We start from the raw sequence: 26933 nt of genomic DNA, 5'->3' as shown, positions 1-26933 counted from the left end.
GCGTCCTCAAGACCCCTTCCGGCATGCCGATCTTGTGCCTGAGGGGCACATCTTATAATGCCACAGCGCCAAGTGGCGGGCGGCCGTCGGGTTCCCATGCAAGACCCTTAAATTGCCCCCAAAACAGTAAACCAAGAATTGTTGGGCACGCCGACAGATGACTGTATTCAAATCGGATTTCCTCAATATCCTGCAGGAACGTGGGTTCATCCACCAATGCTCGGATTTCGAGGGGCTGGACGCGCTCGCCGCCAAGGGCGAAGCGACCGCCTATGTCGGCTACGATTGCACCGCCCGCTCGCTGCATATCGGCAATTTCCTGACCATGATGATGCTGCACTGGCTGCAGCAATCCGGCAACAAGCCGATCACGCTGATGGGCGGCGGCACCACTATGGTCGGCGACCCCTCCGGCAAGGACGAGACGCGCGCGATGCGCACGATCGCCGAGATCGAGGGCAACAAGGCTTCGATCCGCGGCGTGTTCGCCAAGGTGCTCAACTATGGCGACGGCAAGAGCGACGCCATCATGCTCGACAATGCGGAGTGGCTGACCAAGCTGAACTGGATCGAGATGCTGCGCGACGTCGGCCGGCACTTCTCGGTCAACCGCATGCTCACCATGGACTCCGTGCGGCTGCGGCTCGAGCGCGAGCAGGAGATGAGCTTCATCGAGTTCAACTACATGGTCTGCCAGGCCTACGACTTCGTCGAGCTCGCCAAGCGCACCGGCTGCAAATTGCAGATGGGCGGCTCGGACCAGTGGGGCAACATCATCATGGGCGTCGATCTCGGCCGCCGCATGGGCACGCACCAGCTGTTCGCGTTGACGACGCCGCTCTTGACCACTGCGTCGGGCGCCAAGATGGGCAAGACCGCGCAAGGCGCGGTGTGGCTCAACGCCGACCAGTTCAGCCCCTACGATTTCTGGCAGTATTGGCGCAACACCGAGGATGCCGACGTCGGCAAGTTCCTGAAGCTGTTCACGACGCTGCCGATGGCCGAGATCAGGAAGCTCGAAGCGCTCGGCGGCTCGGAGATCAACGAGGCCAAGAAGGTGCTCGCCACCGAAGCGACCGCGCTGCTGCACGGCCGCGACGCCGCGAACGAAGCCGCCGAAACCGCGCGCCGCACCTTCGAGGAAGGCGCGCTCGCCGAGAGCCTGCCGACGGTGGAAATTCCGCGCGGCGAACTCGATGCCGGCCTCGGCGTGCTCGCCGCCTTCGTCAAGGCGGGCCTCGTTGCCTCCAACGGCGAGGCGCGGCGGCAGATCAAGGGCGGCGGCCTGCGTGTGAACGACGCGCCCGTCACCGACGAGAAGATGGCGCTCTCTGCGGCCAATCTGACGCCGGAAGGCGTGATCAAGCTGTCCTTCGGCAAGAAGAAGCACATCCTGATCAAGCCTGCATAGGCGTATGAGCTTTTCGCTGCTTGTCAGGCTGCGCGGATGCGCGCTCCCTGACGGCAATGGATCAGAACACGCCCAGCGAAACACGCAAGGAACAGGGCGCAAGCACGCGGCGGCAGGCGGTGCGCACCGCGCTCGTGGTGCTCTGCCTGTGCTTCACGCTGGCTGTTCTTGGCCGCGGGCTCAGCGAGAGCTTCACCGTCTTCCTCAAGCCGATCTCCGAGAGCTTCGGCTGGGACCGCGCGCAAGTCGTCTCGATCTATTCCCTGACATGGCTGATCAGCGGACTGACCGCGCCGCTGGTCGGGCGCCTGTTCGACCATTCCGGACCGCGCGTCGTCTATGCGCTCGGGCTGCTCCTGCTCGGCTCGGCCTTCCTGATCGCAAGCCGGGCCCAGGCGCTGTGGCAGTTTCAGCTCTCGATCGGCCTGTGCGTCGGCATCGGCGTTGCCTTCATCGGCAACGTGCCGAACTCGATCCTGCTCGGCCGCTGGTTCGGACCAAAGCTGCCGACCGCCATGGCGGTGGTGTACTCGGCGATGGGCGGCGGCGTGCTGGCGCTGCTGCCGGCATCGCAGCTTCTGATCGACCATCTTGGATGGCGCGAGACCTACCAGGTCTACGGCCTTGCCGCGCTCGCCCTCTTGGTGCCGCTGCTGCTGCTGCCCTGGCGGATGTTTTCCGCCGGCTCGCCGCATGTCGCCAAGAGAAGCGACCCTGGCTTCATCGACAATGGTTGGACGCTGGCGAGCGCCATGCGCCACCACGCCTTCTGGGCGCTGTTCTCGACCTTCTTCTTCACCGCGGTCGGCATGTACGCGATCGCCGCCCAGATCGTGGCCTATCTGATCGACGCCGGCTTCCCGCCGCTCCAGGCGGCGACCGCCTGGGGGTTCTCAGGCGTCGTGCTCGTGTTCGGCATGATCGGCGTGTCCGCACTCGACGGGCTGATCGGACGGCGGCCGTCGGTGCTGCTCAGCTACGCCATCTCGATCCTCGGCATCGTGCTGCTGTGGCTGCTTCAGTATTATCCCAATGCCATCCTGCTCACCGGCTTCGTCGTCTGCTTCGGCAGCATGATGGGCTCGCGCGGGCCGCTGATCACGGCGACCGCGATGAAGATCTTCCGCGGCAAGCGCGTCGGCACGATCTTCGGCACCATCTCGATCGGCAGCGGCCTCGGCTCCGCCGTCGGCTCATGGAGCGGCGGCCTCATCCACGATTTCACGCACGGCTACAATCTGCTGCTCGTTTTCGCACTTGCGAGCGTGATCCTCGGAATGATTCCATTCCTGATCATCCCCGCCTTGCGGGAGTGAGTTTCCCCGACGTAACCTGCGCCCCTCGATGTCACCGGGGAATTACGCACGTCATGCGGACACCGTAAGCAATCGCTCGGGCGCGAACGGAGGACGTGTGGTGTCGCGTCCGACATGACGAAAATGTCAGCGCGAAATTGATCTGAGATGGCTTGCGAGGCGGCGCTGAATACGGTCCTAGTCACAGCATTGGATGGAGGGCAAACCAATGGACTTTCCTTATCTCACTCGCTTTCAACCGGTTCTCCTGAGCCTGTTTCGCTTCATGACCGGCCTTTTGCTGTTTCAGTACGGCGTCGCCAAGATCTTCAAGTTTCCGGTGCTTCCCTACTTCGCCAACATCCCGCCGCTGATCTGGACGGCGGGCGCAATCGAGCTCGTGCTCGGCGCGCTCTTGATGATCGGGCTGTTCACCCGCCTGACCGCATTCATCCTGTCGGGTCAAATGGCGTTCGCCTATTTCATCGGCCACATGTTCAAGGGCGAGACGCCGGTGTTCCTGCCGCTGCTCAACGGCGGCACCTCGGCGATCCTGTTCTGCTTCGCCTGCCTGTATCTCGCGGCAGCCGGCGGCGGCTCGGTTAGCGCCGACGCAGCGATGGGCAAGGCCTAGCGAACCGGGTCCGCGGCGCTGCGGCGCCGTCGTCGACCCCGCAAACGGACGGCGCCGGCAAGACCGGCGGTGCCGTCTCAGCGCGCCCCCAGCACGTTCCAGATCAGAACGAGGGCCGCGACGAGCAGCACGGACATGATGATGCGATGAACGAATCGAGTCATAGCAGGTCCAGCCAGGCTGTTTAGATCCCAAAATCCAAATTCGATTCTGTCCCCCGGACGGGCTCGAGCCGGGTCGGCAAGGCGATTTGCCTGCACGATTGCGCATGAGGCTGCAAATGCCGCGCGCCCGGCAGGCCGCCGCATGCCTACATTCATGATTGGTAAGAACTTCATGCTACCCAGGCGAGCAATAACCATTCCGTAGGGGCTGTGATGAAACTGCTGAGCCATCTGACGATCCGCACCAAGCTTGCCAGCATGGTCTGCCTTGCGGCCCTCACAGTCGCGGCCATCATCGGCGTATCGTCCGTGCTGAGCAAGAGCCGCATGATGGAGGATCGCGTCCAGCAGATGCGGACCGCGGTCGAGTTGCTCTACAATTACGCACAATCGCTTCAGGACGAGGTGACCGCCGGCAAGCTGACATTGGCCGATGCCAAGGCTCAGTTCCACCAGCGCGGCCGCCGTATGAATTTCAACGGCAATCAGGGCTACCCCGTCGTCTACAATCCCGACACGTCGATCCTGGTGAACGGCGCCAACCAGCAGCTCGAAGGCAAGATCACCGGCGCCAAGGACTCCAACGGCGTCCTGATCGCCGACGCCATTGTCAAGGCGGGCGAGCAGACGGCGCAGGGCGGGGTCACCTCTTATCTCTACCCCCGTCCCGGCCAGACCGAGCCGGTCCGCAAGACCGTATTCGCGCGCAAATTCGCGCCCTGGAACGCGACCATCAGCTACGGCCTCTATGTCGACGACATCGACGCCGACGTGCGTGCGCTGACGCTGGAGCTTGCCGCAATCGGCACCGGCCTGATGCTGCTGATGGCGGCATTGTCCTGGCTGATCGCCCGCGACGTGCTCAGCGCGCTCGAGCGCCAGAAGAACCGCATGCAGGAGATTTCCGCGGGCGCCATCGACAAGCCGGTCGAGGAAACCGACCGCGGCGACGAGATCGGCCGCATGGCCGAGACGCTCGAGGTGCTGAGGCAGACCGCTTTGACGGCCCGCGCGCTGGAGGCCGAACAGGCCGCCACCAAGACGCGCACCGAGCAGGAGAAGCGCGACGCCCTGATCGCCCTTGCCGATCGCTTCGATGCCTCCGTCGGCCAGCTCGTCGGCCTGATGGCCTCCGGCTCCGGGGAGCTCGAGCATACCGCCCAATCGATGTCCTCGACCGCCGAAGGCACCAACCGCCGCGCCGCATTGGTCGGCTCGGCCGCCACCGAAGCCAGTCAGCGCGTCCAGACCGTCGCGGCCGCTGCCGAGGAGCTTTCCTCCTCCATCACCGAGATCAGCCGCCAGGTCGCCCAATCCGCAGAGGTCACCGGACGCGCGGTCGACAGCGCCCGCCGCACCGACACGATCGTGCGCGCGCTGTCGGACGGCGCACAGCAGATCGAGCACGTCGCCGAGCTGATCTCCAACATCGCCGCCCAGACCAATCTGCTCGCGCTCAACGCCACCATCGAGGCCGCGCGCGCCGGCGAAGCCGGCCGCGGCTTTGCCGTCGTCGCCTCCGAGGTGAAGTCGCTCGCGAGCCAGACCGCGGAAGCCACCCGCGAGATCGGCGACAAGATCGCCCAGATCCAGGGCGCGACCAGGGAGGCCGTGGACGCCATCGGCGGCATCACCGCCACCATCGAGGAGGTCAGCCGCATCGCCACCTCGATCGGCGCCGCGATCGAACAGCAAGGCGCAGCCACCGCCGAGATCGCCCGCAGCGTCTCGCAGACCGCGGAGGCGACCCAGGAGGTCACCACCAATATCGGCGGCGTCTCGACCGCCGCGAACGAGACCGGCAATGCCGCCGGCATGGTGCTCGCCGCGGCCAGCAACCTCTCCAAGCAGGCCGAGCAGCTCTCCGGCGAAGTCGGCACGTTCCTGGCCGGCGTGCGCGCGGCGTAAGCCTTCACGCGCGAATATCTCCACTTGCGTCATGGCCGGGCTTGTCCCGGCCATCCACGTTTCAGACACTGCGGAGGGAAGAACGTGGATGCCCGGGACAAGCCCGGGCATGACGATCGTCTGCGACTGTTCGCGAGAAAAAGGCCGCCTCTACCGCCGCGTGAGGCTGCAGCCGCTCGAGAGCTGACGCGTCGAGCCGGTCGAGCCGTCGTTCGACTGCGAGGGGAATTCCTCGAACGGCGTGTTCTGCTTGCCGGTGTTGAACTCGAAGATCTTGCGGAACACGCCCGGCACCATGGCCGAGACCGGATTGACGCGCATCACCGGCGCGGCCGGCGTGCCGATGACCTCGTAGGTCACGCCGATCAGTCCCTCCTTGTCGCCACCGCCCAGGAACAGCCCGAGCACCGGAATCTGTCCGAACATGTTGTTCAACCCGTACATCGGCACGAAGGTGCCGCTCATGCAGACCTGGTTGCCGGGATAGTCGATCGAACCTTCGATGGTGGCGCCGATCATCGGGCCCTTGACGACGCCGTCGCGGATCGTCAGCGCGCCGTTCTGCCGGGTGAACTCGGCGCGCAGCGCACTGAAGGAGACGCCGTTTCCGGTGCCGTTGGGCGCGCCGGCGGCGACGCGCTCGAGCTGCGCCTCGCCCTTCACCGTGAAGTCGCGGACGTTGATGAGGCCCTCGCGCGAGGTGTTCGGCTCGGATGTCGGTGGCTCCATCGCCACCACCATCTGGCCGCCGACCGCCTTGGTGTAGGTGTCGGTGAAGCGCAGCAACGCGCCGGCATCGTTGGTCTGGAGATAGATCACCTCGCGGCTGCCCTGCGCACGCCCGCCGCGCAGATCGGCCGCCACCGGCGTATCGCGGCCGATCTTGCCGCTCAGGGTAAAGGCCTTGATGGCGCCGTTGCGCTTCGACATCTTGGCATCGACGCTGCGCATCGCCTCGCCGTTGAAGCCCGCGACGGCACCGAGCTTCACGTCGATGTCGAAATCGACGCCCTTCATCTTGTTGTTCTTGTCGTCCTTGGAATTGCCTGAGATCGCCGACTTCAGGAAGCCGCGGCCATCGAACACGTCGCCGCGTATGGTGCCCCTGATGACGCCGTCCTGACCACGCTCGGCCTTCAACGAGGTCTTGTCGCCGTCGGACGGCGAATAGACCGGGAAGTTCGCGTTGACGAGGTCGCCGTTCGCGTCGACTTCGAGCGAGCCCTTGATCGAGGCGCCGCCGCCTTCGATGACGATGTCCTCCAGACGCGTCGATTGCGCGGTCGGCACCACCTTGAAGCTGGCCTTGCCCGACTTGCCCGGCAGCTTGACCCAGCCCGGCAGGATGTTGTCGAGCTTGACCGACGTCAGGTCAGCCTCGACGCCGAGCTTCGTGGTCTGGTCGGGACCGCCGGCGATCTTGCCCGACAGCTTGATCGGCAACGATCCGCTGACGGCGGGACTGAGATCAAAGCCGAGGCGCGCGCGGCTCGCATCGTCGAGCGTTGCCTGCAGCCTGACGTCCGCATCGCCTTCGGTCGGCTTGCGATAGTCGAGCGAGGCCGCCTGCCCGTTGATCTTGACGTCGCCCTTGACCTGATAGCCTTGGTTGTTGGCGACGATCTTGAGGTTGTTGGCCTCGAGCTTCTGGTTCATCACCAGCTTGTCGGCGGCAAAGCCGTTGAGGTCGGCGGTGACGGCATAGATGGTGTCGGACTTGGTCAATTCGCCCTTGACCGGCAGGCCGAGCTGGATGTTCGCCGTGAACGTCCCCTTGCTGGTGTTGGGATCGATGATCGTCGACGAAAGATCGCTGAGGCGATCATTGGACAGCATTTCAGCCGCCGCGGGCACCGGGCCATCGACGCGGAACCTGGTCCGCGACGGCGACGGCTTCGGCGCCATGTCGGGCACCTCGAAGACGAAATCGGAGATCGTGATCTTGCGGCCCGCAGGCGTATCGGCGATGCCCTGGCCGATCGTCACGGTCGCGGTGCGGCCGGTTACGCGCGCCTTCAGATCGGCATCGTGCACGACCGGCATGCCGTCCACCGGACGGACCGCGACGCCGCTCGCCACGATGTTGACCGAGAGGCCGTCGTCGGGAATGGGCGGGCCCTTGCGCGGAAGATTTTTCGTCGGCGAGTTGATCCCGATCTCGATGCGCTGGAGCGTGCCGCGCTCGATCCGCTCGATCACCCATTCGCGCAATTCGGGAACGACGAGCGTCGGCCACATCCGCTTCAGCGCGGAGGCCGACATCGGCGTTCCCGCAAAGCCCAGCGTCAGGCGCGGCTCGCCCGAATAATCGATCGCACCGGTGCCGGCGACGCCGATCTCGCCGTTGCTGATGTCGGCCTGTGTCAGCAGGAAGCGCTTGTGGTCGGTGTCGAAGCGGAATCCGATCGCGATGCGGTTGAAGACGAGCGGCGGCTCGTTGTCGATGCCGCCGAGCAGGATCGACCCGCCGCTGAAGCCGAGCTGCCAGTCGTTGACGGTGCCGTTGGGCGGCTCGAGATGGGCCAGCAGCGTCAGCCGGTTCGCGCCCGACAGGACCTTGAACGGCGCCACCAGCACCCGCCGGTTGGCATCCCATTCGAGATTGATCTCAGCTTGGTCGATCGCCATCGGATAGTCGGGCGTGTCGGTGTCGATGATATTGCCCGCGCCGACCGCGATCTTGCCGCGGAAGAAGGTCGGCACGCCGTCGCGGCCGAGTTCGCCCTTGAGCTCGCCGGTCAGCGGCAAATCGGCGGTATAGGTGAGATCCTTGACCCGCAGCGCCAGGAGGATGTTGGAGGTCGAGACCTTGTCGGCCTTGATGTCGACCGAGCGCACGCCGTTCTCGGCCGGACCGATCGTGGCGCGCAGCATCCAGGGGCGCGCACCCTCCTCGCCGAGGCTGAGCGTGACGCCGCCGCGGCTCGGCCGGCGCAGGCTGAGCGTGATGTTCTCGAACGACCATTTGCTGCCGCGCTGCTGATCGTCGACGATCAGATTGCCGTTCTTCAGACCGATCTCGTTGAGGTTCTGGCCGTCAAGACCTGTCATGCTCAGGCTGTCGAGCCAGTCGAGGCCCTGAAGAATGCCGCTCTGCGCGGTCGCCTGGGGGGCGCCCTGCGAAGTAGCTTGGGAGGCGGCTTGAGATGGATCCTGGCCGGCGGGCGCCGTGGCGAAGGGCGGCGGCGGAACGCCGCTGCGCGGGAATGTCGGCGGCAGGCCGGCATCCTTCTTCGAGGCGACGCCGGTGGCCAGCGGCTTTGCGGTGTCGCCGGCGGACACGGTGACAGTGCCGTCGGGCGCGATCCGGATCGCGAGCTCGGCATCGACGAGATTGAGGCTTTCGGCCCGCAGGTGCCCCATCAGCAGGCCCGCCCCCGACAGCTTGACCTCGGCCTTCGGCGCGCTGGCGACGACGGCGTGATCGCGGTCGCGGACGATGATGTCACGGATGCGGACGGCGATGCGGACGCGCCCGGCCCGCTCGATCTGGGTGCCCCCGATCTCGACCGTGTTGCCGTGGCCGATATTGTCCTCAATCGCGGCGGCCAGCCACGGGGTTGCGATGTCGAGATTGATGGGACCGGCGCCGAGCCGCCACCACAGCGCAGCGAAACAGCCGACGAAGATGACGGCGACAGTCCCGACGACGAGGACGAGCCGCTTCAGCCAGCGATCGGCGGCCAGCCAGCGGCGCAGCGCGCCAAACCCGTCGCCGAAGCGAAGGAAGCGCGAGTTGGAACGCGCCAACAGCCGGCGCGCGCGATGGCCCGCGGCCGCCTCCTGATCCGGATCCCAATCGGCGTCGTCCCATTCCTGCGGCTGTTGACCGCCGTGCCGATCGAAGTCCCGATTGTAATCCTGGGGCGACTTATTCCTTGCCATTGCCTCTCGATACAGGCGCCCGTCATGAGATTGAGCGCCGCCGGGACCGCAGCCGCTCCCAGGGAGCAAACCTCCCTGCGCCGGCACTGCAGCCATACTTCGAATATTCCTGCTGTTCGTCATTTCGCCCCGGGAGCGCGTTCAACGAGCAGTGGGGTGGTGCGTGGAATTCCTTGTAACCATACTCCGGCGTCGTCAGACTTGCCCAGCCAAGGGCGCCAGTCCGGCACACCGGACGAGAGCTGCAATACCGTTTCGGTTGACCCGCCGAAAGCGTCGAAAGGAAGGCGTATGTCCAAGAAATCCCGCAAGAAATCGTCCAAAGCGCCCTCCGGCAGTCCGACGGCTAAGAAGAACACCCTGAAAGCGCGGGCATCGAGTCAAACAAAGTCCGCAAAGACGCAGCGGACACCGGCGAGCAAATCAGCCGGGACATTAGCAAAAGCAGGATCACATAAGGCGGCATCGAAACAGTTAAATTCCTCCAAATCGGCCTCCGCGCCCGCGAGGGCGAAGGCCAGCTTGGCCGAGGGCCAGAAAGCCCCCGCCTTCCGCCTGCCCCGCGACGGCGGCGACGTCGTCACATTGGCGGACTATGCCGGCCGAAAGCTGGTCCTGTTCTTCTATCCCCGCGCCGACACGCCCGGCTGCACCCGGGAGGCAATCGACTTCACCCGCCTCGCCGGCGCCTTCGCGGCCGCCGGCACCGCCGTGCTCGGGATCTCCGCCGACCCGTTAAAGGCCCAGGAGAAATTCCGCGACAAGCACGGGCTCAATGTCCCCCTGATCTCGGACGAGCAGCACGAGATGCTGGAAGCCTATGGCGCCTGGGGCGAAAAGTCCATGTATGGCAAGAGCTTCCTTGGAATTCTTCGCACCACGATCCTGGTTGGGGCCGACGGCAAGGTGGCCAGGATCTGGCGCAATGTCCGGGTCGACGGGCATGCCGATGCGGTGCTGGAGGCGGCAAGAAGCCTTTAACCAGTCCTTTGAATTCGCCTGTTCCCGTTTCCGGAAAATTAACCATGACCGGCCCAGATTGCTGCGGCAATTAGGGCCGTACGGACTCATCCGACCGGCGCGGGAGTGCCGATGTCGAAAAGTTCTGCCCAATATTCGCAGTACCCCCAACATCATCCGCACGACCACGGCCGGGCCTTCCAACGCCGTCCCGCTGTTGCGGCCGCCGCAGCGATCCCCCTTCCCGCGACCGACGACGCCTACACCATCGTCCATGCCGGCAAGCAGGTCCGCTTCGGGCCCGTGGTATTCTGGATCGTGGTCGGTACGGTGGTGCTGCTCGGTCTCTGGTCGGCTGCGACCGCCACCTACTTTGCTTTCCGTGACGACGTCCTGACCCGGCTGATCGCCCGCCAGGCCGAGATGCAATACGCCTATGAGGACCGCATCGCCGAGCTGCGCGCCAAGGTCGATCGCACCACCAGCCGGCAGCTGCTCGACCAGGAGCAGTTCGACCAGAAGCTTGACCAGATCATGAAGCGCCAGACGGCGCTCGAGTCCCGGGCCACGGCGCTCGGAGCCATGCCCGACGTGACCGGCTCGATTCCCCGTGCGGCCCCGCAGCGCGGCGATTCGAGCCAGAGCACGCCAAAGCCCTCGCCGATCAGCGACACCGTGATCTTCGTGGCGCCGCCGGACCGTGAGGCGCGGCTCGAATCGCGCGCCCCGGCCGTCGTGGCTCCCCAGACCAATCAATTTGCGAAGAACCATGGCTTCGACAACGTCCTGGTCCGGCTCACCACCTCGCTCGATCAGGTCGAACGTCGCCAGATGGCGGTGCTCAGCGCGGTCGAGGAAAGCATGGACTCACGCATGCGCCGGATGCGCGGCGTGGTCAGCGATCTCGGTCTCAACCTCGCCAGTCTCGAAGCCGCCGTGCCGCGCAGCGCAATGGGCGGGCCCTTCGTTCCCATCAAGCTGACCGCCAATGCCGGGCCGTTCGAGAAGCAGCTCAATCGCATCAACATCACCCGCGCCGAGATGGATCGTCTCAACCGCACGCTGGCGCTGGTGCCCTACCGCAAGCCAGTCATCGGCGAGGTCGAGTTCACCTCCGGCTTCGGCGTCCGCAGCGATCCCTTCCTCGGCCGGCCCGCGATGCATACCGGGCTCGACTTCCGCGCCGCCAGCGGCGATCCGGTCCGCGTCACCGCCAACGGCAAGGTAGTTTCCGCCGGCTGGTCCGGCGGTTACGGCCGCATGGTGGAGGTCGATCACGGCAACGGGTTGTCGACCCGCTACGGCCATCTCTCGGAGATCAACGTCAAGGTCGGCGAGATCGTGAAGATCGGCCAGGTCATCGGTCTGGTCGGCTCGACCGGACGCTCCACCGGTCCGCACCTGCATTACGAAACCCGGATCGAGGGCGAAGCGGTCGATCCGCAAAAATTCCTGCGCGCCGGCGTGCGGCTGAGCGCGGGTTAGTCTTTCTCTCCGCAACCCGGACGCTTTAACGCCCGCAGGAGCGACAGGAATCGATCCTTTCGGCCTCACTCCGCCGGTACGCGGCGCGCCGGGTGCGGCGCCGGCGCAAAGACGCCGAAAGCGGGTACGACCATCTCAAGTTCTTGGCGGTAGCTTTCATAGTCGGGCGATCCGGGCCGAATGAAGCCAAGTCGAGGGATGTGATCGACCACACGTCTGAGAACGATCGGAGCACTTGCCGGGGTAAACTGCGCGCCTCCAGGATTGGACAATGTCGTGATCAGACCCCGGGCTGGCTCGCTGCTCTTCTCCGGACGCGACACCATGATCAGACGTATGGCCCCCATTTCGAGCGTAACGAAATTCAGGAATGGACGTCCCTCCGGGATGTAGACCCGTCCTCTCTGCGTGTGCCCGGCATCCACACGTTCTCGTTCCTCGAACATGAGGCAGGACTCGGTCTCGTCCCAGTGGACGCCTATGAGGTACGCACTAATGATCTCGGCTTTGGAGAAAGCGGGCCTGAAGCATATGTAGTCGCCCTCGAGAGCCTCGACGCTTGCACGAGCATAGCAACCGAGATCGCGGGCGGCATCGGAACCAGATGACATCTGAGATTCGAGACCGCCGGCAATCGACGGCGCTTCATGCACGGGAAAATCCTTGCGCGGATCGCTTGCCCGCTCGGCGGTAACCTTGCGAATGCGCTCCGACTCATTGAAGACCGCGAGAACCATGCCGCCGACGATGAAGCCGGTTAGCCCGGTGCTTAGCGCCACGAGCTGAACCGCATATTCCGGATCCACATAGAACTGGGCCAGCACCTGCCGGCCGATCAAATGCGCGACCAGCCAGCCCGCGCAGGTCAGCGCCGCACCATTCCCAAGGGCCCCGAGGGCCGCCACGCGGTACCAGCTTCCTCGCGAGCTGCCCAGGTAGGAACAGATAAGCCCGAGGGAAACGGTGCAGACGAAAGGCGTGATAACCCCATATATCCGTTCCACGAACTGCTTGAGGACGTTCTGATATCCTTCGCCGTGCATCAAGGCGGATACGAGCGGAATGCCGACACGGAGCGCAATCGATAGTCCCACAACGATGAGACCTGCGACGACCAGCTCGGCAATGGGCGGATATCCCGGCGAGGCGCCTTCCTTCCGTGATATGAACCGTTGCGCAACGACGATCGCACCCAAGACCGCGAAGCCGATTGAAATCCCAAACGTAATCGCAATCGTCAGGACCTTTCCGACGTCAAGCGGACGCGCCCCCGGCATGAAGAGCATCGTGGCAATGCTCCAGGCGACGACGAGGAAGATCGTTGTCGCCCATTGATCCAGTCCAAAGGTCGGCCCAGGACTGTAGGCGAATCCCATCTTCGCAAGGCGCTGCAAACGGCCGCTGTGAGTCCTTTCGCAAAAAAGGACATAGCGAGCGACGAGGCTACAAGTCAGATTCGTGACCTCGGCAATGTTCCGGTTCAGCGCTTCCTTCAATTCGGGGGCGGGAAGCGAAGAGGTGAAAAACGCCAGGCCGGCATGCATCAGTTCTTCGTAGCGGGCGTCTGCACGAGCTGCCACCGCGTCACCCATTTGCATGATCTCGGCATATGCTGATCGACCATATCCATTTCCGGCGAAGTCAGGGACAGTGGCGTTCTGTCGGGGTCCAACGAACAAATTGTAGAGGCCGACGGCTCTCGTAAAGCGGTCGGGAAGAGTACCATCCCTGCTGAAACTCAGCGCCTTCGGACCAATATTTTCCGAGATGATCCTGGTGACTTTGATTCGAGCCTCGCCCTGCGGCGTAAAACCGGTGGTTTGCGCCAGTTCAAATGCCAGTCGGTCGGCCCCACGCGGAATAGCGGCCAATCTGACGCAAAACGCCCGCGCCGCCCGGTCGATCCGCGCCACCTGCCGGAACTGCGAAGCGACGACGATGATGAGCACGGCTACGATGGGAGCGTATTGAGCGAGTTGCGCCTGTGCCTTTGGATCAACCTGCTTCAACTTGTCGACGATGAAATCGAACCCGATGCTTCCCTGTACGAGTCCGATCATCACCACCAGCCAGAGCGGTATCATCAAGGCGTAGTAAAATATCACCCCCCAAAAGAACATTGCGAACGTCGTGCCCGAGCGATTGGTAGGTGGAGAGTTGAAGCGAGCCCAGGCGACGACAAAGAGCGCCAAGAGCGCAATGATCCATTGGCTGTGCGTAACGATTTCCCGAATGATATCCATGTTGCGCGCTCCCACTCAGCAGGCGACGCTTGCACGATCGGGCCCGCCCCTCGCCGCGGCAGGGCTCAACTCCAAGAGGGCATCGCGGAGGCGCTCCGCTCGACCCAGATGCCCCGAGCTATTTCCGCATGATCATCCGGAAAACCGCTGCGCGTTTTTCCGGATGATGCTTCAGAAACTTATGCCGCGTGATCGACCTGCAATGTGAAGTGGCCCACATTCGGCAAGGAATCTTAGGTGGCGCCGATCACCGCTGCGGCGGAGCCGCATTTCCTCCCGGCTATTGCCTCGCGTGACCGACCTCGCCGGTGATGACGCTGCCGAACGGCTCCAAGGCCTGACCGTCGAACCGCATCAGCTGCGCCGGAGGAGAGTCAGGACACGCCCGTCGATCACAAGAAGCGCGCTGGCAATGATCAGGGCGCCGGCAATCTCACGCGCTGAAATCGGTTCACCCAGGACCAGATAGCCGAGCAGGATTGCCGTCACGGGAACGAGGAGCGTTACCAAAGTCACGTTGGTTGCGCCTGAGCGCCGCAACACCTGGAAAAAGACGAGATACGCGAGCGCGGTCGAGAGACCGGCCGAGCCGAGCACGGCGAGCCAGGTCGTCACGCCGGGCATCGGCAGGCGCCATGGCCGGTCGAACACGAAAGCCAGCACCGTCATCATGACCGTCGATGCGAGCAACTGACATGTCGCCGTCGCAAGCGGAGGTGATTTCGACAGCCAGCGCCGCGCCACGAAGGCCGCGAATCCGTAGCTGAGAGCTGCACCGATGCAAAGCAGGATCCCGATCCCCTGACCAGTCAGCAACTCGATCCCAGCTCCCTTCAGAATGATGACGCCGATCAGGCCCACGACAACACCGGCAGCCCGACGCGCGATCAGCCTCTCCTCTCCGACAGCCGCCATGACGACGACGGTGAATAAGGGAGTGGTCGCGTTGAGGATCGACGCCAGCCCGCTCGAAATGTACAATTGCGCCGTCACGATCATGGAAAAAGGCAATACGTTGTTCAGCAGCGCCATGGCGACATAAGGCCGCCAACTCGCGACGTCTTTCGGAAGGCTGATCCGATAAAGCCGCAGCAGCGGCAGAAGCAGGGCCGCACCCGCCGCCACTCGCAGCAGCACCAGCGTCAATGGCGGCAATTCCCTCAAGGCCGCACTGTTGAAAAAGAACGAGCCGCCCCACAGGATCGAAAGGAGACCCAACAGCAACCAGTCGCGTGCGTCGATCCTGTTGTCCGTCGGAAGCATGAGGTCTCGTATCTGGCGCCCAGAGCCTTCGCCTAGCCCGAAGCCATGGAAGTGCCCACCCGATTTCCGGAACAGGCCCAAGCGGCTTATTTCGGCCGCGACACCAGCTCGATCATCCTGCCTTCGTCGTCGTCCGGCATCGCCGCCTTGGCCTGCGCGTAGGCCTCGACCGCGGCGCGCGCGACCAGCGGCTTGCCGGCCAAGAGGCTCTCGGCGAGCTTCACCGCATAGGCGGCATCCTTGTGCCGCAGCGCCGCGGTGAAGGTCGCGCCGGAAAAATCGCGGGCGACCATGCGCTTGGAATGACGCGTGACCTGCGGGCTGGCAGCGACGCCCGCCTGGATTGATTCCAGCACCAGCTTCATGTCGAGCCCGGCCTGCTCGGCGATCGCAAGGCCCTCGGCGAGGCCGGCGATCTGGATCGCGCCCATCAGATTGTTGATGAGCTTGTAGACGGTGCCGGAGCCGACCGCGCCGAAATGGCGGATGGTCGAGCCGATCGGCTCGAGATAGGGCCGCGCGCGTTCGAGATCGGCGGCATCGGCGCCGACCAGCAGCGTCAGTTTCCCGGCGGCCGCCGCGTCCGGCAATCCGGTCACCGGACAGTCGATGTAGATCAGCCCGCGCGCATTCAGCTCGCGGCCCATCTCGCGGGCATGGTCATAGGAGACGGTCGAGCACTCGATCGCGATGGTGCCGGCCTTGGCGGTCTTGGCCGCGCCCTTCGGCCCGAGCCAGACCGCGCGCGAGGCCTCGTCGTCGGCGACCATGGTCACGACGGCCTCGGCATCGATCGCCGCATCTTCCGGCGAGGTCGCCCAATGCGCGCCGCGGGCGATCAGGTCTTCCGCTTTTGCCCTGCTGCGATTCCACAGCGTCACGGTGAAGCCGGCATCGAGATAGCGGCCGGCCATGCCGTGCCCCATCCGCCCCAATCCGATGAAGGCGACACGGGGCATGATCAGTCCACGTCCTCGATCTCGCCGGTCGTGGTGCCGAACGCGCGCTGTGCCAGCGTCGCGGCCATGAAATCGTCGAGCTCGCCGTTGAGCACCCCCGAAGTGTCGGAGGTCTGCACGCCCGTGCGCAAATCCTTCACCATCTGGTAGGGCTGCAGCACGTAGGAGCGGATCTGGTGACCCCAGCCGATATCGGTCTTGGCGGCCTGGTCGGCGGCGGCCTTCTCCTCGCGCTTCTTCAGCTCGATCTCGTAGAGCCGCGCGCGCAGCATGTCCCAGGCCTGTGCCCGGTTCTTGTGCTGGGAACGGCCGGCCTGGCAGACCACGGCGACGCCGGTCGGAATGTGCGTGAGGCGCACCGCGGATTCGGTCTTGTTGACGTGCTGGCCGCCGGCGCCGCCCGACCGCATCGTATCGACGCGAACGTCGGATTCCTTGATGTCGATCTTGATGCTGTCGTCGATGACAGGAAACACCTGCACGCTGGAGAACGAGGTGTGCCGCCGCGCGTTGGAATCGAACGGCGAGATCCGGACGAGGCGGTGCACGCCGGCTTCCGTCTTCAGCCAGCCATAGGCGTTGTGGCCGGAGACCTGGATGGTCGCCGACTTGATGCCGGCCTCTTCGCCCTCGGACTCTTCGAGATACTCGACCTTGAAGCCGTGCGTTTCGGCCCAGCGCGTGTACATGCGCAGCAGCATCTGCGCCCAGTCCTGGCTCTCGGTGCCGCCGGCGCCGGCATGGACCTCGAGATAGGAATCGAAGCGGTCGGCTTCGCCCGACAGCAGCGCTTCGAGCTCGCGCCGCGCCACTTCCTTCTTGAGGTTCTTCAGCGCGGCCTCGGCCTCGGCGACGACGCCGTCATCGCCCTCGGCCTCGCCGAGCTCGATCATGCCGATGTCGTCTTCGAGCTCCTGCTCGACCTTGCCGATGCCCGAGAGCGAATCCTCGAGCGAGGTCCGCTCCTGCATCAGCTTCTGGGCCTTCTGGGGATCGTTCCAAAGATTGGGATCTTCAGCGAGCTTGTTCAGCTCAGCGAGGCGCGCCGTCGATTTCTCGACGTCAAAGATGCCTCCTCAGCAGCCCGACTGACTGCTTGATCTCTTCTACCAACCGTTCGATTTCGGCGCGCATGTCGTTCTCTGTCTTGCGGAATCCCGCGTGCAGTTCGAAAGGGGATGTAGCGGCGGCGGCCGTAAAGCGCAACCGCCGGAGCCGTGATCGTCGACCTTATCCGCGGCCTACCACAACCCGCCGGTCCCCGGCCGCATCAGGAAGCCGGAATCCGGCTGCTGCTGCGAGACCGGCATGCGCCCGTCGGCGTCGGCAACGCCAATGACCGAGTAATTGTCCGGCGGCGCCGTGCCCGGCTTGAAGGCTTCGAGGATGGTTCCGCCAGTTTCGCCGGGGCCTGCACGCATGCCGGTCTTTGCGGCGACACGCACGAGCTTGATGCCGGCCGGCACCTTGAACGGCACGGCGGGCTTGTCGGCAAGCGCGAGCTGGAGGAAGTCGCGCGCGATCGGAGCTGCCAGATGGCCGCCGGTTGCGGCGTTACCTTTGCCGAGCGGACGCGGCTTGTCGTAGCCCATATAGATGGCGACGGCGATGTCGGGCGAGAAGCCGACGAACCAGGCGTCCTTCGCCTCGTTGGTGGTACCGGTCTTGCCGGCGACGGGTTTGCCGACCGCCTTGATGACCGTGGCCGTACCGGACTGCACCACGCCTTCCATCAGCTCGGTGATCTGATAGGCGGTCATGGAGTCCAGCACCTGCTCGCGGCGGTCGATCAGCTGCGGCTCAGGCTGGTTCTTCCAGCCGCCCGGTGCGTCGCAGCCGCGGCATTCGCGCTGGTCGTGCTTGAAGATGGTGTGGCCGTAGCGGTCCTGAATACGATCGATCAAGGTCGGCTTCACGCGGCGGCCGCCATTGGCGAGCATCGAGTACGCCGTCACCATGCGCATCGCCGTCGTTTCGCCCGCGCCGAGCGCATAGGAGAGATAGTTCGGCAGCTCGTCATACACACCGAAGCGGCGGGCATATTCGCCGATCAGCGGCATGCCGATGTCCTGCGCAAGCCGCACCGTCACCGTGTTGAGGGATTGCCGCAGCGCGTTGCGCAGCGTCACCGGTCCCTGGAACTTGCCCGACGAGAAGTTCTCAGGCCGCCACACGCCTGCGCCCTGCCCCTGGTCGATTTCGATGGGAGCATCGAGGACGACGGTCGAGGGGGTATAGCCGTTGTCGAGCGCAGCCGAATACACGATCGGCTTGAATGACGAACCGGGCTGCCGGTAGGCTTGCGTGGCGCGATTGAACTGGCTCTGGTCGAACGAGAAGCCGCCGACCATGGCGAGCACGCGCCCGGTCCAGGGATCCATCGCCACCATGGCGCCGGACACTTCGGGGATCTGGCGCAGCCGGTACTGGCCCTCGACCGGCTGGCCGTCCTTGTAGAGCGGATCGGCATAGATCACGTCACCGGGCTGCAGCACCTGCGACACCGCCGTCGGCGTCTTGCCTTTGGTTCCGCCCTGCACGGCCCGCGCCCAGCGCACGCCGTCGACCGTGATGATGCCGGTCTCGCGCTGCTTGCTGACGGCGCCGCCAAGCTCGCGGCTCGGCTGGAAGCCGATGCGCGCCGACTGGTCGCTGGTTTCCAGCACGACCGCCATGCGCCACGGCGAGATGTCGGAGAGCGATTTGATCTCGGCGAGCTTGACGCCCCAGTCTCCCGAGATGTCGAGCTTGCTGATGGCGCCGCGATAGCCTTGCTGCTCGTCATAGTTCACGAGGCCGGTGACCATCGCCTTGCGGGCCATGACCTGGATCTTCGGATTCAGCGTGGTGCGGACCGACAGGCCGCCTTCATACAGCTTCTTCTCGCCGTAGCGCTCGAAGATGTCGCGGCGAACTTCCTCGGCGAAATACTCGCCGGCGAATGTGTGGGCGCCGTTGGAACGACTGGTGACGGCGAGCGGCTCCTTGCGCGCCTTGTCGGCGTCGGCCTGCTTGATCCAGCCGTTCTCCAGCAGACGGTCGACGACATAGTTGCGGCGCTCGATGGCGCGGTCGCGGTTGCGGACCGGATGCAGCGTCGCCGGCATCTTGGGCAGCGCCGCCAGATAGGACGCTTCCGCCACGGTCAGCTCGTTCACCGACTTGTCGAAATAGACCAGCGACGCGGCCGCGATGCCGTAGGCACCAAGACCGAGATAGATCTCGTTCAGATACAGCTCGAGGATCTTGTCCTTCGAATAGGTCTTCTCGATCCGCATCGCCAGCAAGGCTTCCTTGATCTTGCGGGCGAACGAGACCTCGTTGGTCAGAAGGAAGTTCTTGGCGACCTGCTGGGTGATGGTGGAGGCGCCTTGCGGACGGCGGTTGGAGCCGTAGTTCTGGATGTAGACCAGGCCCGCGCGCGCCATGCCGGTGTAGTCGATGCCGCCATGCTCGTAGAAGTTCTTGTCCTCGGCCGCGAGGAACGCGTTGATCACGAGCTTGGGCACCGCCTGGATCGGCAGATAAAGCCGCCGCTCCTTGGCGTATTCGCCGACCAGCGAACCATCGACCGCGTGCACGCGGGTCATCACCGGCGGCTCGTAATCCTGAAGCTGAGAATAGTCCGGCAAGTCCTTGGAGAAATGCCAGATCAAGCCCGCCACGGCCCCGACACCGACAAGGAACACCACTGTTCCCGCGGCGAACAGGAAGCCCATGAACCGCACCAGCAAGCGCATTATCTATTTATCCGTTCAAAGTCTGGATCAGCCCAGTATCAGCCCCATGGCGACCCCAAATGGCCGCCAACCTCACGTCGCGCATTCGGCGGCTTACGCAATCACATCAATGCCGGACTTCCGACGCTTGCCGAGCAGGATTCTCGCCGATTCCGGAAACCCCTGCGGGGTTTTTATAGAGCGTCCGCTGTGGCCAAACTAGGGCCTTTGGGTCGGCAGGAATTAACCGATTTAGTTCGGAGTTCCCGCCGTGGCCATCCGCTTGGTCAAAAACCCGTCGATCGCCTGCGCCATCGAGCCCACGGCACGGGACCGCCAGCCCTCGGAAACCAGATGCTCGAGGTCGCCCTTGTTGGAGACGTAGCCGATCTCGACCAGCACCGACGGCACGTCGGGCGCCTTCAGGACCCGGAAGCCGGCCGATTTCAGGGGATGCTTGTGCATCCGCACGGTCGACTTCATTTCGCCCATCAGGAGGCGGGCGAAACGGTTTGAAAAAGTGCGGGTTTCTCGCTGCGTGAGGTCGATCAGGATGTCGGCGACCTCGTTCGGCTCCTCCGCGAGGTTGAAGCCGGCGATCGCATCGGCCCGGTTTTCCGCATCCGCCAGCCGTTGGGCCTCGGCGTCGGACGCCTTGTCGGACAGCGTATAGATGGTCGCGCCCTGCGCATCGCCCTCGGCCCGCGGCAGCGCATCGGCATGAATAGAGACGAACAGCGCCGCCTTGTGGTTGCGGGCGATCTTGGTCCGGTCATTGAGGGGAATGAAGGTGTCGTCGTCCCGCGTCATGACCACACGGTACTTGCCGGCCTTCTCCAGTTTTTCGCGCAGCGCCAAAGCGAAGGCCAGCACCAGGTTTTTCTCGCTCTCGCCGCTCGACTGCGTGCCATTGTCGATGCCGCCATGGCCGGGATCGATCACGACCACCGGGCGGCCATCGGCCTTCTGCTGCGCCGTGTCCGGGGCTGTGGCCGCCGGCGCCGTTGCAGGCTGCGCCTCGGCGATGGTGGGCCGCAGCTCGGGGCGGCTTTCAGGCGCGAGCGCCTGCATGAAGGCGGCACGGTCGACCTCCTCGAGCTCCAGCACCAGCCGGGCCGGCTGGCCGTTGGCCGCCTCGACCACGTAGGACTTGGCGATCTTGGCCGGTCCCGTCAGGTCGAACACGATTCGCGAGCCGCCAGGCATGACGAGCCCGTAGCGGAAGGCCTTGACCAGTCCGCGCCCCCCGGCCCCGGTGCCCGCGGGCAGCTGAAAATTGACCTGCGGCACGTCGATGACGACCCGGTAAGGGTCTGCCAGCGTGACGGCGCGGAAGGTCACGGCCTGGTTGATGTCGAGAATGAAGCGGGTCTGCTTGCCGTCGCCGGCCAGTCGGGCGGCCGAGGCGATCGGAAAATTCGCCGCTGCAACAGTGGGTTGCGACTGGCTTTCCGCTGCCCTCAGGCGCGAGGAATCAGCACATGGCAATGCCGCAACGCACAACAGCGCGCATCCCAGCAAAACCCGTCGATGTGTGCGGCTCGCCACCGATTCCGTGCCTCCGAGCAGCCCTCTTAACGCAATAGAACCACAGGGTTAATCGATCCTTAATGACGGATGTGCGAAACTCTTCGACTGTGACCGCCGTGCGACGCTCCCTTGCACGGATGGCTCATTCCTCGTATGTACGGAATGCTGACGGCCGATATTTTCGGTTGTGTCGCATTCAGCCTCCCGGCGCAGCGCCGGAACTCCCAAGATTGGGAATTCCAGCGTTTTCCGTTTCCCTCTAAGGCCAGCGCGGTGCGCGGCAGCGGGTGGAACGGGTCACGCGTCGGCGGCGGACCGGTCCTGGGTTACCACTCACGTTACCGGGACGGTTCTGACAGCGACGTAACCCATTACCCGTTCCCTTGATCCCAAGGGAGCGGTTCTTGATCCCCAAGGCGAGCGCGCTCGCGCCATGCCTGGCCAACAGCAACTGATTGAAGGGCGGCCTCGCCGCCCAATGTTTCATACGGGCCGACGCTTGATGCGCCAGACTGTGCCGACGAATTCTGAAGGACCATTCGCGACGCTGCGGAGTCAAAATCCCGCGCGCCGCAATGGTCCTGAAGCTTCCGGTCCGGCAAGGCGCGAGAGACGGCGTTTCGGCCTTCCCCTCACCCCCGAATCAGGTGGACCGTCGCGTCACCCGGCGGCGCGATACGCGCCCACGGTGAATCGCGCCCGCCGCCGCCAAGAGTTAAGACATGCCCAACAAGATGTTGATCGATGCCACCCACCCGGAAGAGACCCGGGTCGTCGTGGTCCGCGGCAATCGCGTCGAAGAGTTTGATTTCGAGACCGCGCAACGCAAGCAACTGCGCGGGAATATCTACCTCGCCAAGGTCACTCGGGTCGAACCCTCGCTCCAGGCCGCCTTCGTCGAATATGGCGGCAACCGCCACGGCTTCCTCGCCTTCAGCGAAATCCATCCCGACTATTACCAGATCCCGGTCGCCGACCGGCAGGCGCTGATCGAGGCCGAGGAACAGGCCCATCGCGAGGCCGAAGAGGAGAGCGAGAATCGCTCCCACGGCCGCCGCCGTTCACGCCACCGCAATGCCCGCCGCCGCGGTCACGGCGAGCGCGTGCGCAGCGACATCGTCGAGGGCCTCGAGGCCGGCGCCGATCCCGCCGCCCAGCCGATTGAGGGCGCGACGCAGCCGGAGCATGGCGAGGGTGCCTTGCAGGGTGCCTTGCAGGGTGCCTTGCAGGAAGGCGAGCACCTGCATGCCGATGCCGAGCATCACGGCGAGCACGAGAGCCACGACCACGATCATGACGGACATGATCATGCCGAGCATGATCACGACGATCGTCGTGCCCATGCCGACGCGCCCGCCCCCGATCATGACCATGGTCACGATCACGACCATCCGCACGATCATCACGACCATGATCATGCCGGCGAGACGGCCGCGCCTGTCGCGGCCGTCGGCGCCGAGCCCGTGGTCGCGACCGCAAATGTTGCCGAGCCGCAGGAGGCCGCACCTTCCGAAGCGCACGCCGAGGCCCTTGCCGAAGCCGTGACCGCCGCCGCTGAGCCGGCCGACGCCGTGTACGGCGAGAACGCCGAAGCGCCGCATGCCGACGCCGGGGACGCAGCCGGCGAAGACGACGAAGACGAGGATGAGGACGAAGACGGCGATGAAGCCGAAGAGGAAGTCGTCGAATCCGTCGGCGGCGACGACGTGCTGGAGGAAGTGCCGGAGCGCACGTTCCGCCCGCGCCGCCAGTACAAGATCCAGGAAGTCATCAAGCGCCGCCAGGTCATGCTGGTGCAGGTCGTCAAGGAAGAGCGTGGCAACAAGGGTGCTGCGCTGACGACCTATCTGTCGCTCGCCGGCCGCTATGCCGTGCTGATGCCGAACACCGCGCGCGGCGGCGGCATCAGCCGCAAGATCACCAGCGCCCAGGACCGTTCCCGCCTGAAGGAGGTGGTGCAGGATCTCGACGTGCCCGAGGGCATGGGCATCATCCTGCGCACGGCGGGCGCTGCCCGGACCAAGCCGGAGATCAAGCGCGACTTCGAATATCTGATCCGGATGTGGGAGACGGTGCGCGACCTCACGCTGAAGTCGCAGGCCCCGACCCTCGTCTACGAAGAAGGCTCGCTGATCAAGCGTTCGCTGCGCGACCTCTATAACAAGGAGATCGACGAGATTCAGGTGGCCGGCGAGTCCGGCTACCGCGAAGCGCGCGACTTCATGAAGATGCTGATGCCCGCCAATGTCAGCGCGGTGAAGCAATATCGCGACGGTCAGCCGTTGTTCTCGCGCATGGGCGTCGAGAGCCAGCTCGACGCGATGTTCTCGCCGACCGTGCAGCTGCGCTCCGGCGGCTACATCGTCATCAACCAGACCGAGGCGCTGGTCTCGATCGACGTCAATTCCGGCCGATCGACGCGCGAGCACCATATCGAGGACACTGCGCTGAAGACCAACCTGGAGGCGGCCGAAGAGGTCGCCCGCCAGCTTCGCCTGCGCGACCTCGCCGGCCTGATCGTCATCGACTTCATCGACATGGACGAGAAGCGCAACAACCGTGCGGTCGAGCGCAAGCTGTCCGACTGCCTCCGGCAGGATCGCGCTCGCATCCAGGTCGGACGCATCTCGCATTTCGGCCTGCTCGAGATGTCGCGCCAGCGCATCCGCGCCAGCGTGCTGGAGAGTTCGACCGATCCGTGCCCGCATTGCGGCGGCACCGGCCATGTCCGCTCGGTATCCTCGGTGGCGCTGCAGCTGCTGCGCGGTATCGAAGAAATCCTGATGAAGGGCGCAACCCACAACCTCGTGGTCCGCACCCGCACCGACGTCGCGCTCTATGTGCTCAACCACAAGCGGGGCCACCTGCGCGACCTCGAGAACGGCTTCAAGGTGACGCTGTCGGTCATTGCCGATCAGTCCGTCAGCGGACCTCAGGCTTACGTGATCGATCGTGGCGAGCAGGTCCATACGCTGGAAGCCGCCAAGGCGCTGCTTGTGGCGCAGGCGGCTGCGAGCCCGCCGCCGGCGGCCGAAGAGCCCTACGACGATGAGGATGCCTTCGACATCGAGACCGAATCCGAGGTCGAAACCGAGGAGACCGAAGGTCTCGCCGAAGAGCAGGCGTCCGGCGATGCCGCGTCCGACCAGGACGGCCAGCGCCGCAAGCGCCGACGTCGCCGCCGCGGCCGCGGTGGCCCGCGCGACGGCGAGTTGCGCGAGGATAGCCCTCCCACCCTTCCCGAGGCGGCTGTAGCGGCCAGCGAAGGCGAGGACGATGCCGAATCCGAGCAGGACGGCGAGGAAGGCGAGGAAAAAGCAGCCCGCGGCGAGCAGCAGGGCAGCGGCGAGCGCCGGCGCCGGCGCGGTCGCCGCGGCGGTCGCCGCCGTCGCGGTGGCAGCGAGGAAGGTCTCGCCGGCTCGATCAGCGACGAGCTCGGCACCAATCAGCCATCGGAAGCTACCGAGGCGGTCGCCGATTTTGACGGCTTCGGCAACGAGGCTGCGCCCTCGATTGCACAGGCCGAGCACAGTCCAGAACCGCAAGTCTCGCAGCCTGAACCACAAGCCTCGCAGCCCGAACCGCGCGCCGAGGTGCAGGCCGAGGCACAGGCCCAGCCCGAGCCCGTTGCAGCGGAGGAAGAGCCCGTCGACGACAAGGCCGCACGGCGCCGCTCCACGGTGCGCGAAAAGGTGAGCTTCCTGTCGAGCGGCCCGAGCGAGCCGGCAACGCAGGTGTCGCAGCTTGCGCAGGCGGCCGAGCCGGTCACGCCGCCCGCGCCGGCAGCTGAACCTGCGCCGCAACCGGCAAGCGATACGCCCGCGGTCCCGCGCCGCGCCGGCTGGTGGTCCCGCCGTTTCGGCGGCGGCGAATAAGGCCGAACATCAAAAATGCAAAACGCCCGGCATCCGCCGGGCGTTTTCGTTTCGTCGTTGCACCGATGTGCTAAGCCGTTTTCGCAATCTGAATGGGGACCTGCATTGTCAGAGCTTTGTGATTCCAGCGCCGTCGAACTGCGCCGCCTGTTGGCCGCGCGGATGATCTCGCCCGTCGAGTTGCTCGACGCCTGTCTGTCCCGCATCGCCGCGATCAACCCCGCCGTCAACGCCGTCGTGACGCTGGACGAGGCGGGCGCACGCGCCGCCGCCAAGTCGGCCGAGGCCGCCATCCTGCGCGGGGAGGATCGCGGTGCTCTGCACGGGCTTCCCATCCTCATCAAGGACACCCAGGACACCGCCGGGATGCGCTCCACCTATGGCAGCCCGCTGCTGAAGGACAACGTCCCGGCTGTGGACCAAGGCTCGGTCGCGCGCCTGCGCGCGGCGGGCGCCATCATCTTCGGCAAAACCAACACGCCGGAATGGGCGGCGGGCGGCAACACCCGCAATCCCGTATTCGGCGCGACCGGCAATCCCTTCGATCCCCTGCGCTCGGCGGCGGGCTCCTCCGGCGGCTCGGCGGTGGCGCTGGCCTGCGGCATGGCTCCGCTCGCCTCCGGCTCGGACACCGGCGGCTCCCTGCGAAATCCGGCAGGCTTCGCCGGCATCGTCGGCATGCGTCCGTCCTACGGCCTCGTGGCCAGCGAGAAGCGTGCGTTCGGCTGGTCCAATCTGTCGACCGACGGGCCGATGGCGCGCAACGTCGCCGACACTGCGCTGATGCTGTCGGTGATGGCGAGCGATGATGCCCGCGATCCGCTCGCCTATACGCTGCCCGGCGAGCCCGTGCGCGCTCGCGCCGAACGCTGGGCCGCCCCGCGCCCCGCAGAGCTCGGCAAGCTGCGTCTCGCCTTCACCGAGGATTTTGGCTTTGCCCCGACCGAGCAGGCGATCCGGCGCGTGTTCCGCGCGCGGGTGAAGAAGCTCGCACCGCTGTTCGCGGAATCCCGCGAGGCGACGCCGGATTGCTCCGGCGCGGACGACGCCTTCGCCGTGCTGCGCGCAGGCCTGTTCCTGGCCATGCACGGCAAGAACTACAAGGAGCGCCGCGAGATGCTCGGCCCCAATGTCCGCGCCAATGTCGAGGAAGGGCTGGGCTACACGCTCGAAGACCACGCGCGGGCCACGGCGACGCAGACGCGGATCTATCGCGCCTATCAGAGCTTCTTCGAAACCTGCGACGTGCTGATCAGCCCGACCATTACGCTGAGCCCGCGGCCGTGGTCGGAGCCTCATCCGGCTGAGATCGACGGCGTGCCGACCAGGTCCTATTTCCACTGGCTCGCGCTGGCCTACGCCGTCACGCTCCCCGGACATCCCGCGATCAGCATTCCGCTCGGCCTCGATGAAGCCGGGCTGCCGTTCGGCCTCCAGATCGTCGGTCCACGCGGCGGCGACGCCATCGTGCTCTCGGTCGCCGCGGGCATCGAGGCCGCGTTCGCGGGCGATGCGCAATTGTGCCGGCCCGTCCCCGATCTGGCGCGGCTTGCCGCGGCGCCGCCGCTCTCCGCTGCCCCCGGCTTCCTCACCTGGGAATGA

Annotated in this window: 16 protein-coding genes; 8 read left to right on the top strand and 8 right to left on the bottom strand. The window is 65.2% G+C overall.

Going from position 1 to position 26933, the window contains the following annotated elements:
- Positions 1-157 precede the first annotated feature (157 nt).
- From tyrS to DCM80_RS27060, 3 genes are all read left to right on the top strand, one after another.
- Complete coding sequence (gene tyrS / locus DCM80_RS27070) at positions 158-1411, top strand: tyrosine--tRNA ligase (protein WP_257194495.1); 1254 nt, start codon at positions 158-160, stop codon at positions 1409-1411.
- 56 nt (positions 1412-1467) lie between these two features.
- A complete protein-coding gene (locus tag DCM80_RS27065; protein ID WP_257194494.1) occupies positions 1468-2727 on the top strand; it encodes an MFS transporter in 1260 nt (419 codons plus the stop codon).
- A gap of 208 nt (positions 2728-2935) precedes the next feature.
- On the top strand, positions 2936-3340 hold the full coding sequence (locus DCM80_RS27060; RefSeq protein ID WP_257194493.1) for a DoxX family protein: 405 nt from the start codon (positions 2936-2938) through the stop codon (positions 3338-3340).
- 77 nt (positions 3341-3417) lie between these two features.
- Here the strand turns inward: DCM80_RS27060 and DCM80_RS27055 are convergent, their stop codons facing one another.
- Positions 3418-3735 (bottom strand): hypothetical protein, encoded by a 318-nt coding sequence (locus DCM80_RS27055; protein ID WP_257194492.1) that lies wholly within the window; start codon positions 3733-3735, stop codon positions 3418-3420.
- On the opposite strand from DCM80_RS27055, the gene DCM80_RS27050 reads away from it, so the two are divergent.
- Positions 3718-5412, top strand: a complete 1695-nt coding sequence (locus DCM80_RS27050; RefSeq protein ID WP_257194491.1) for a methyl-accepting chemotaxis protein — start codon at positions 3718-3720, stop codon at positions 5410-5412. The genes DCM80_RS27055 and DCM80_RS27050 overlap by 18 nt on opposite strands.
- Positions 5413-5562: 150 nt before the next feature.
- Here DCM80_RS27050 and DCM80_RS27045 read toward each other — a convergent pair whose 3' ends face one another.
- Positions 5563-9393 carry an AsmA-like C-terminal region-containing protein gene (locus DCM80_RS27045; protein ID WP_257194490.1) on the bottom strand — a complete coding sequence of 1277 codons (3831 nt, stop codon included), beginning with the start codon at positions 9391-9393 and terminating at the stop codon, positions 5563-5565.
- Between the two features lie 195 nt (positions 9394-9588).
- Between DCM80_RS27045 and DCM80_RS27040 the strand changes: the two genes are divergently transcribed.
- Together DCM80_RS27040 and DCM80_RS27035 are read left to right on the top strand one after the other, a co-directional pair.
- The gene (locus tag DCM80_RS27040) at positions 9589-10278 is read left to right on the top strand and encodes a peroxiredoxin (RefSeq protein ID WP_257194489.1); all 690 of its coding nucleotides are present in this window, start codon (positions 9589-9591) and stop codon (positions 10276-10278) included.
- Positions 10279-10389: 111 nt separating this feature from the next.
- A complete protein-coding gene (locus DCM80_RS27035; protein ID WP_257194488.1) occupies positions 10390-11742 on the top strand; it encodes a peptidoglycan DD-metalloendopeptidase family protein in 1353 nt (450 codons plus the stop codon).
- A gap of 65 nt (positions 11743-11807) precedes the next feature.
- On the opposite strand, the gene DCM80_RS27030 is transcribed toward DCM80_RS27035, so the two are convergent.
- The 6 genes from DCM80_RS27030 to DCM80_RS27005 form a co-directional block, all read right to left on the bottom strand.
- Positions 11808-13985 carry a hypothetical protein gene (locus DCM80_RS27030; protein WP_257194487.1) on the bottom strand — a complete coding sequence of 726 codons (2178 nt, stop codon included), beginning with the start codon at positions 13983-13985 and terminating at the stop codon, positions 11808-11810.
- A 354-nt stretch (positions 13986-14339) separates the two neighbouring features.
- A complete protein-coding gene (locus DCM80_RS27025) occupies positions 14340-15248 on the bottom strand; it encodes a DMT family transporter (RefSeq protein WP_257194486.1) in 909 nt (302 codons plus the stop codon).
- An 86-nt stretch (positions 15249-15334) separates the two neighbouring features.
- Positions 15335-16207 carry an NAD(P)-dependent oxidoreductase gene (locus tag DCM80_RS27020; RefSeq protein ID WP_257194485.1) on the bottom strand — a complete coding sequence of 291 codons (873 nt, stop codon included), beginning with the start codon at positions 16205-16207 and terminating at the stop codon, positions 15335-15337.
- Between the two features lie 2 nt (positions 16208-16209).
- Positions 16210-17341, bottom strand: a protein-coding gene (gene prfB, locus DCM80_RS27015; RefSeq protein ID WP_257180207.1) for a peptide chain release factor 2 whose coding sequence is annotated in 2 segments (ribosomal slippage) — positions 16210-17271 and positions 17273-17341 — 1131 coding nt in all. Because the reading frame shifts where the segments join, the coding sequence is not laid out codon by codon here.
- 107 nt (positions 17342-17448) lie between these two features.
- Positions 17449-19947: a penicillin-binding protein 1A gene (locus tag DCM80_RS27010; RefSeq protein WP_257194484.1), complete on the bottom strand. Its 2499-nt coding sequence runs from the start codon at positions 19945-19947 to the stop codon at positions 17449-17451.
- Between the two features lie 231 nt (positions 19948-20178).
- Entirely contained in the window at positions 20179-21474 is a 1296-nt protein-coding gene (locus DCM80_RS27005; protein ID WP_257194483.1) for an N-acetylmuramoyl-L-alanine amidase, read from the bottom strand.
- 704 nt (positions 21475-22178) lie between these two features.
- On the opposite strand from DCM80_RS27005, the gene DCM80_RS27000 reads away from it, so the two are divergent.
- Both DCM80_RS27000 and DCM80_RS26995 read left to right on the top strand, forming a co-directional pair.
- Positions 22179-25331, top strand: coding sequence for an Rne/Rng family ribonuclease (locus tag DCM80_RS27000; protein WP_257194482.1), 3153 nt, complete (start codon positions 22179-22181; stop codon positions 25329-25331).
- Positions 25332-25436: 105 nt separating this feature from the next.
- Entirely contained in the window at positions 25437-26933 is a 1497-nt protein-coding gene (locus DCM80_RS26995) for an amidase (protein WP_257194481.1), read from the top strand.

It is taken from the genome of Bradyrhizobium sp. WBOS08 (assembly GCF_024585125.1).
GTDB lineage: Bacteria > Pseudomonadota > Alphaproteobacteria > Rhizobiales > Xanthobacteraceae > Bradyrhizobium > Bradyrhizobium japonicum_B.
This window is presented reverse-complemented; position numbering and strand designations above follow the sequence as displayed.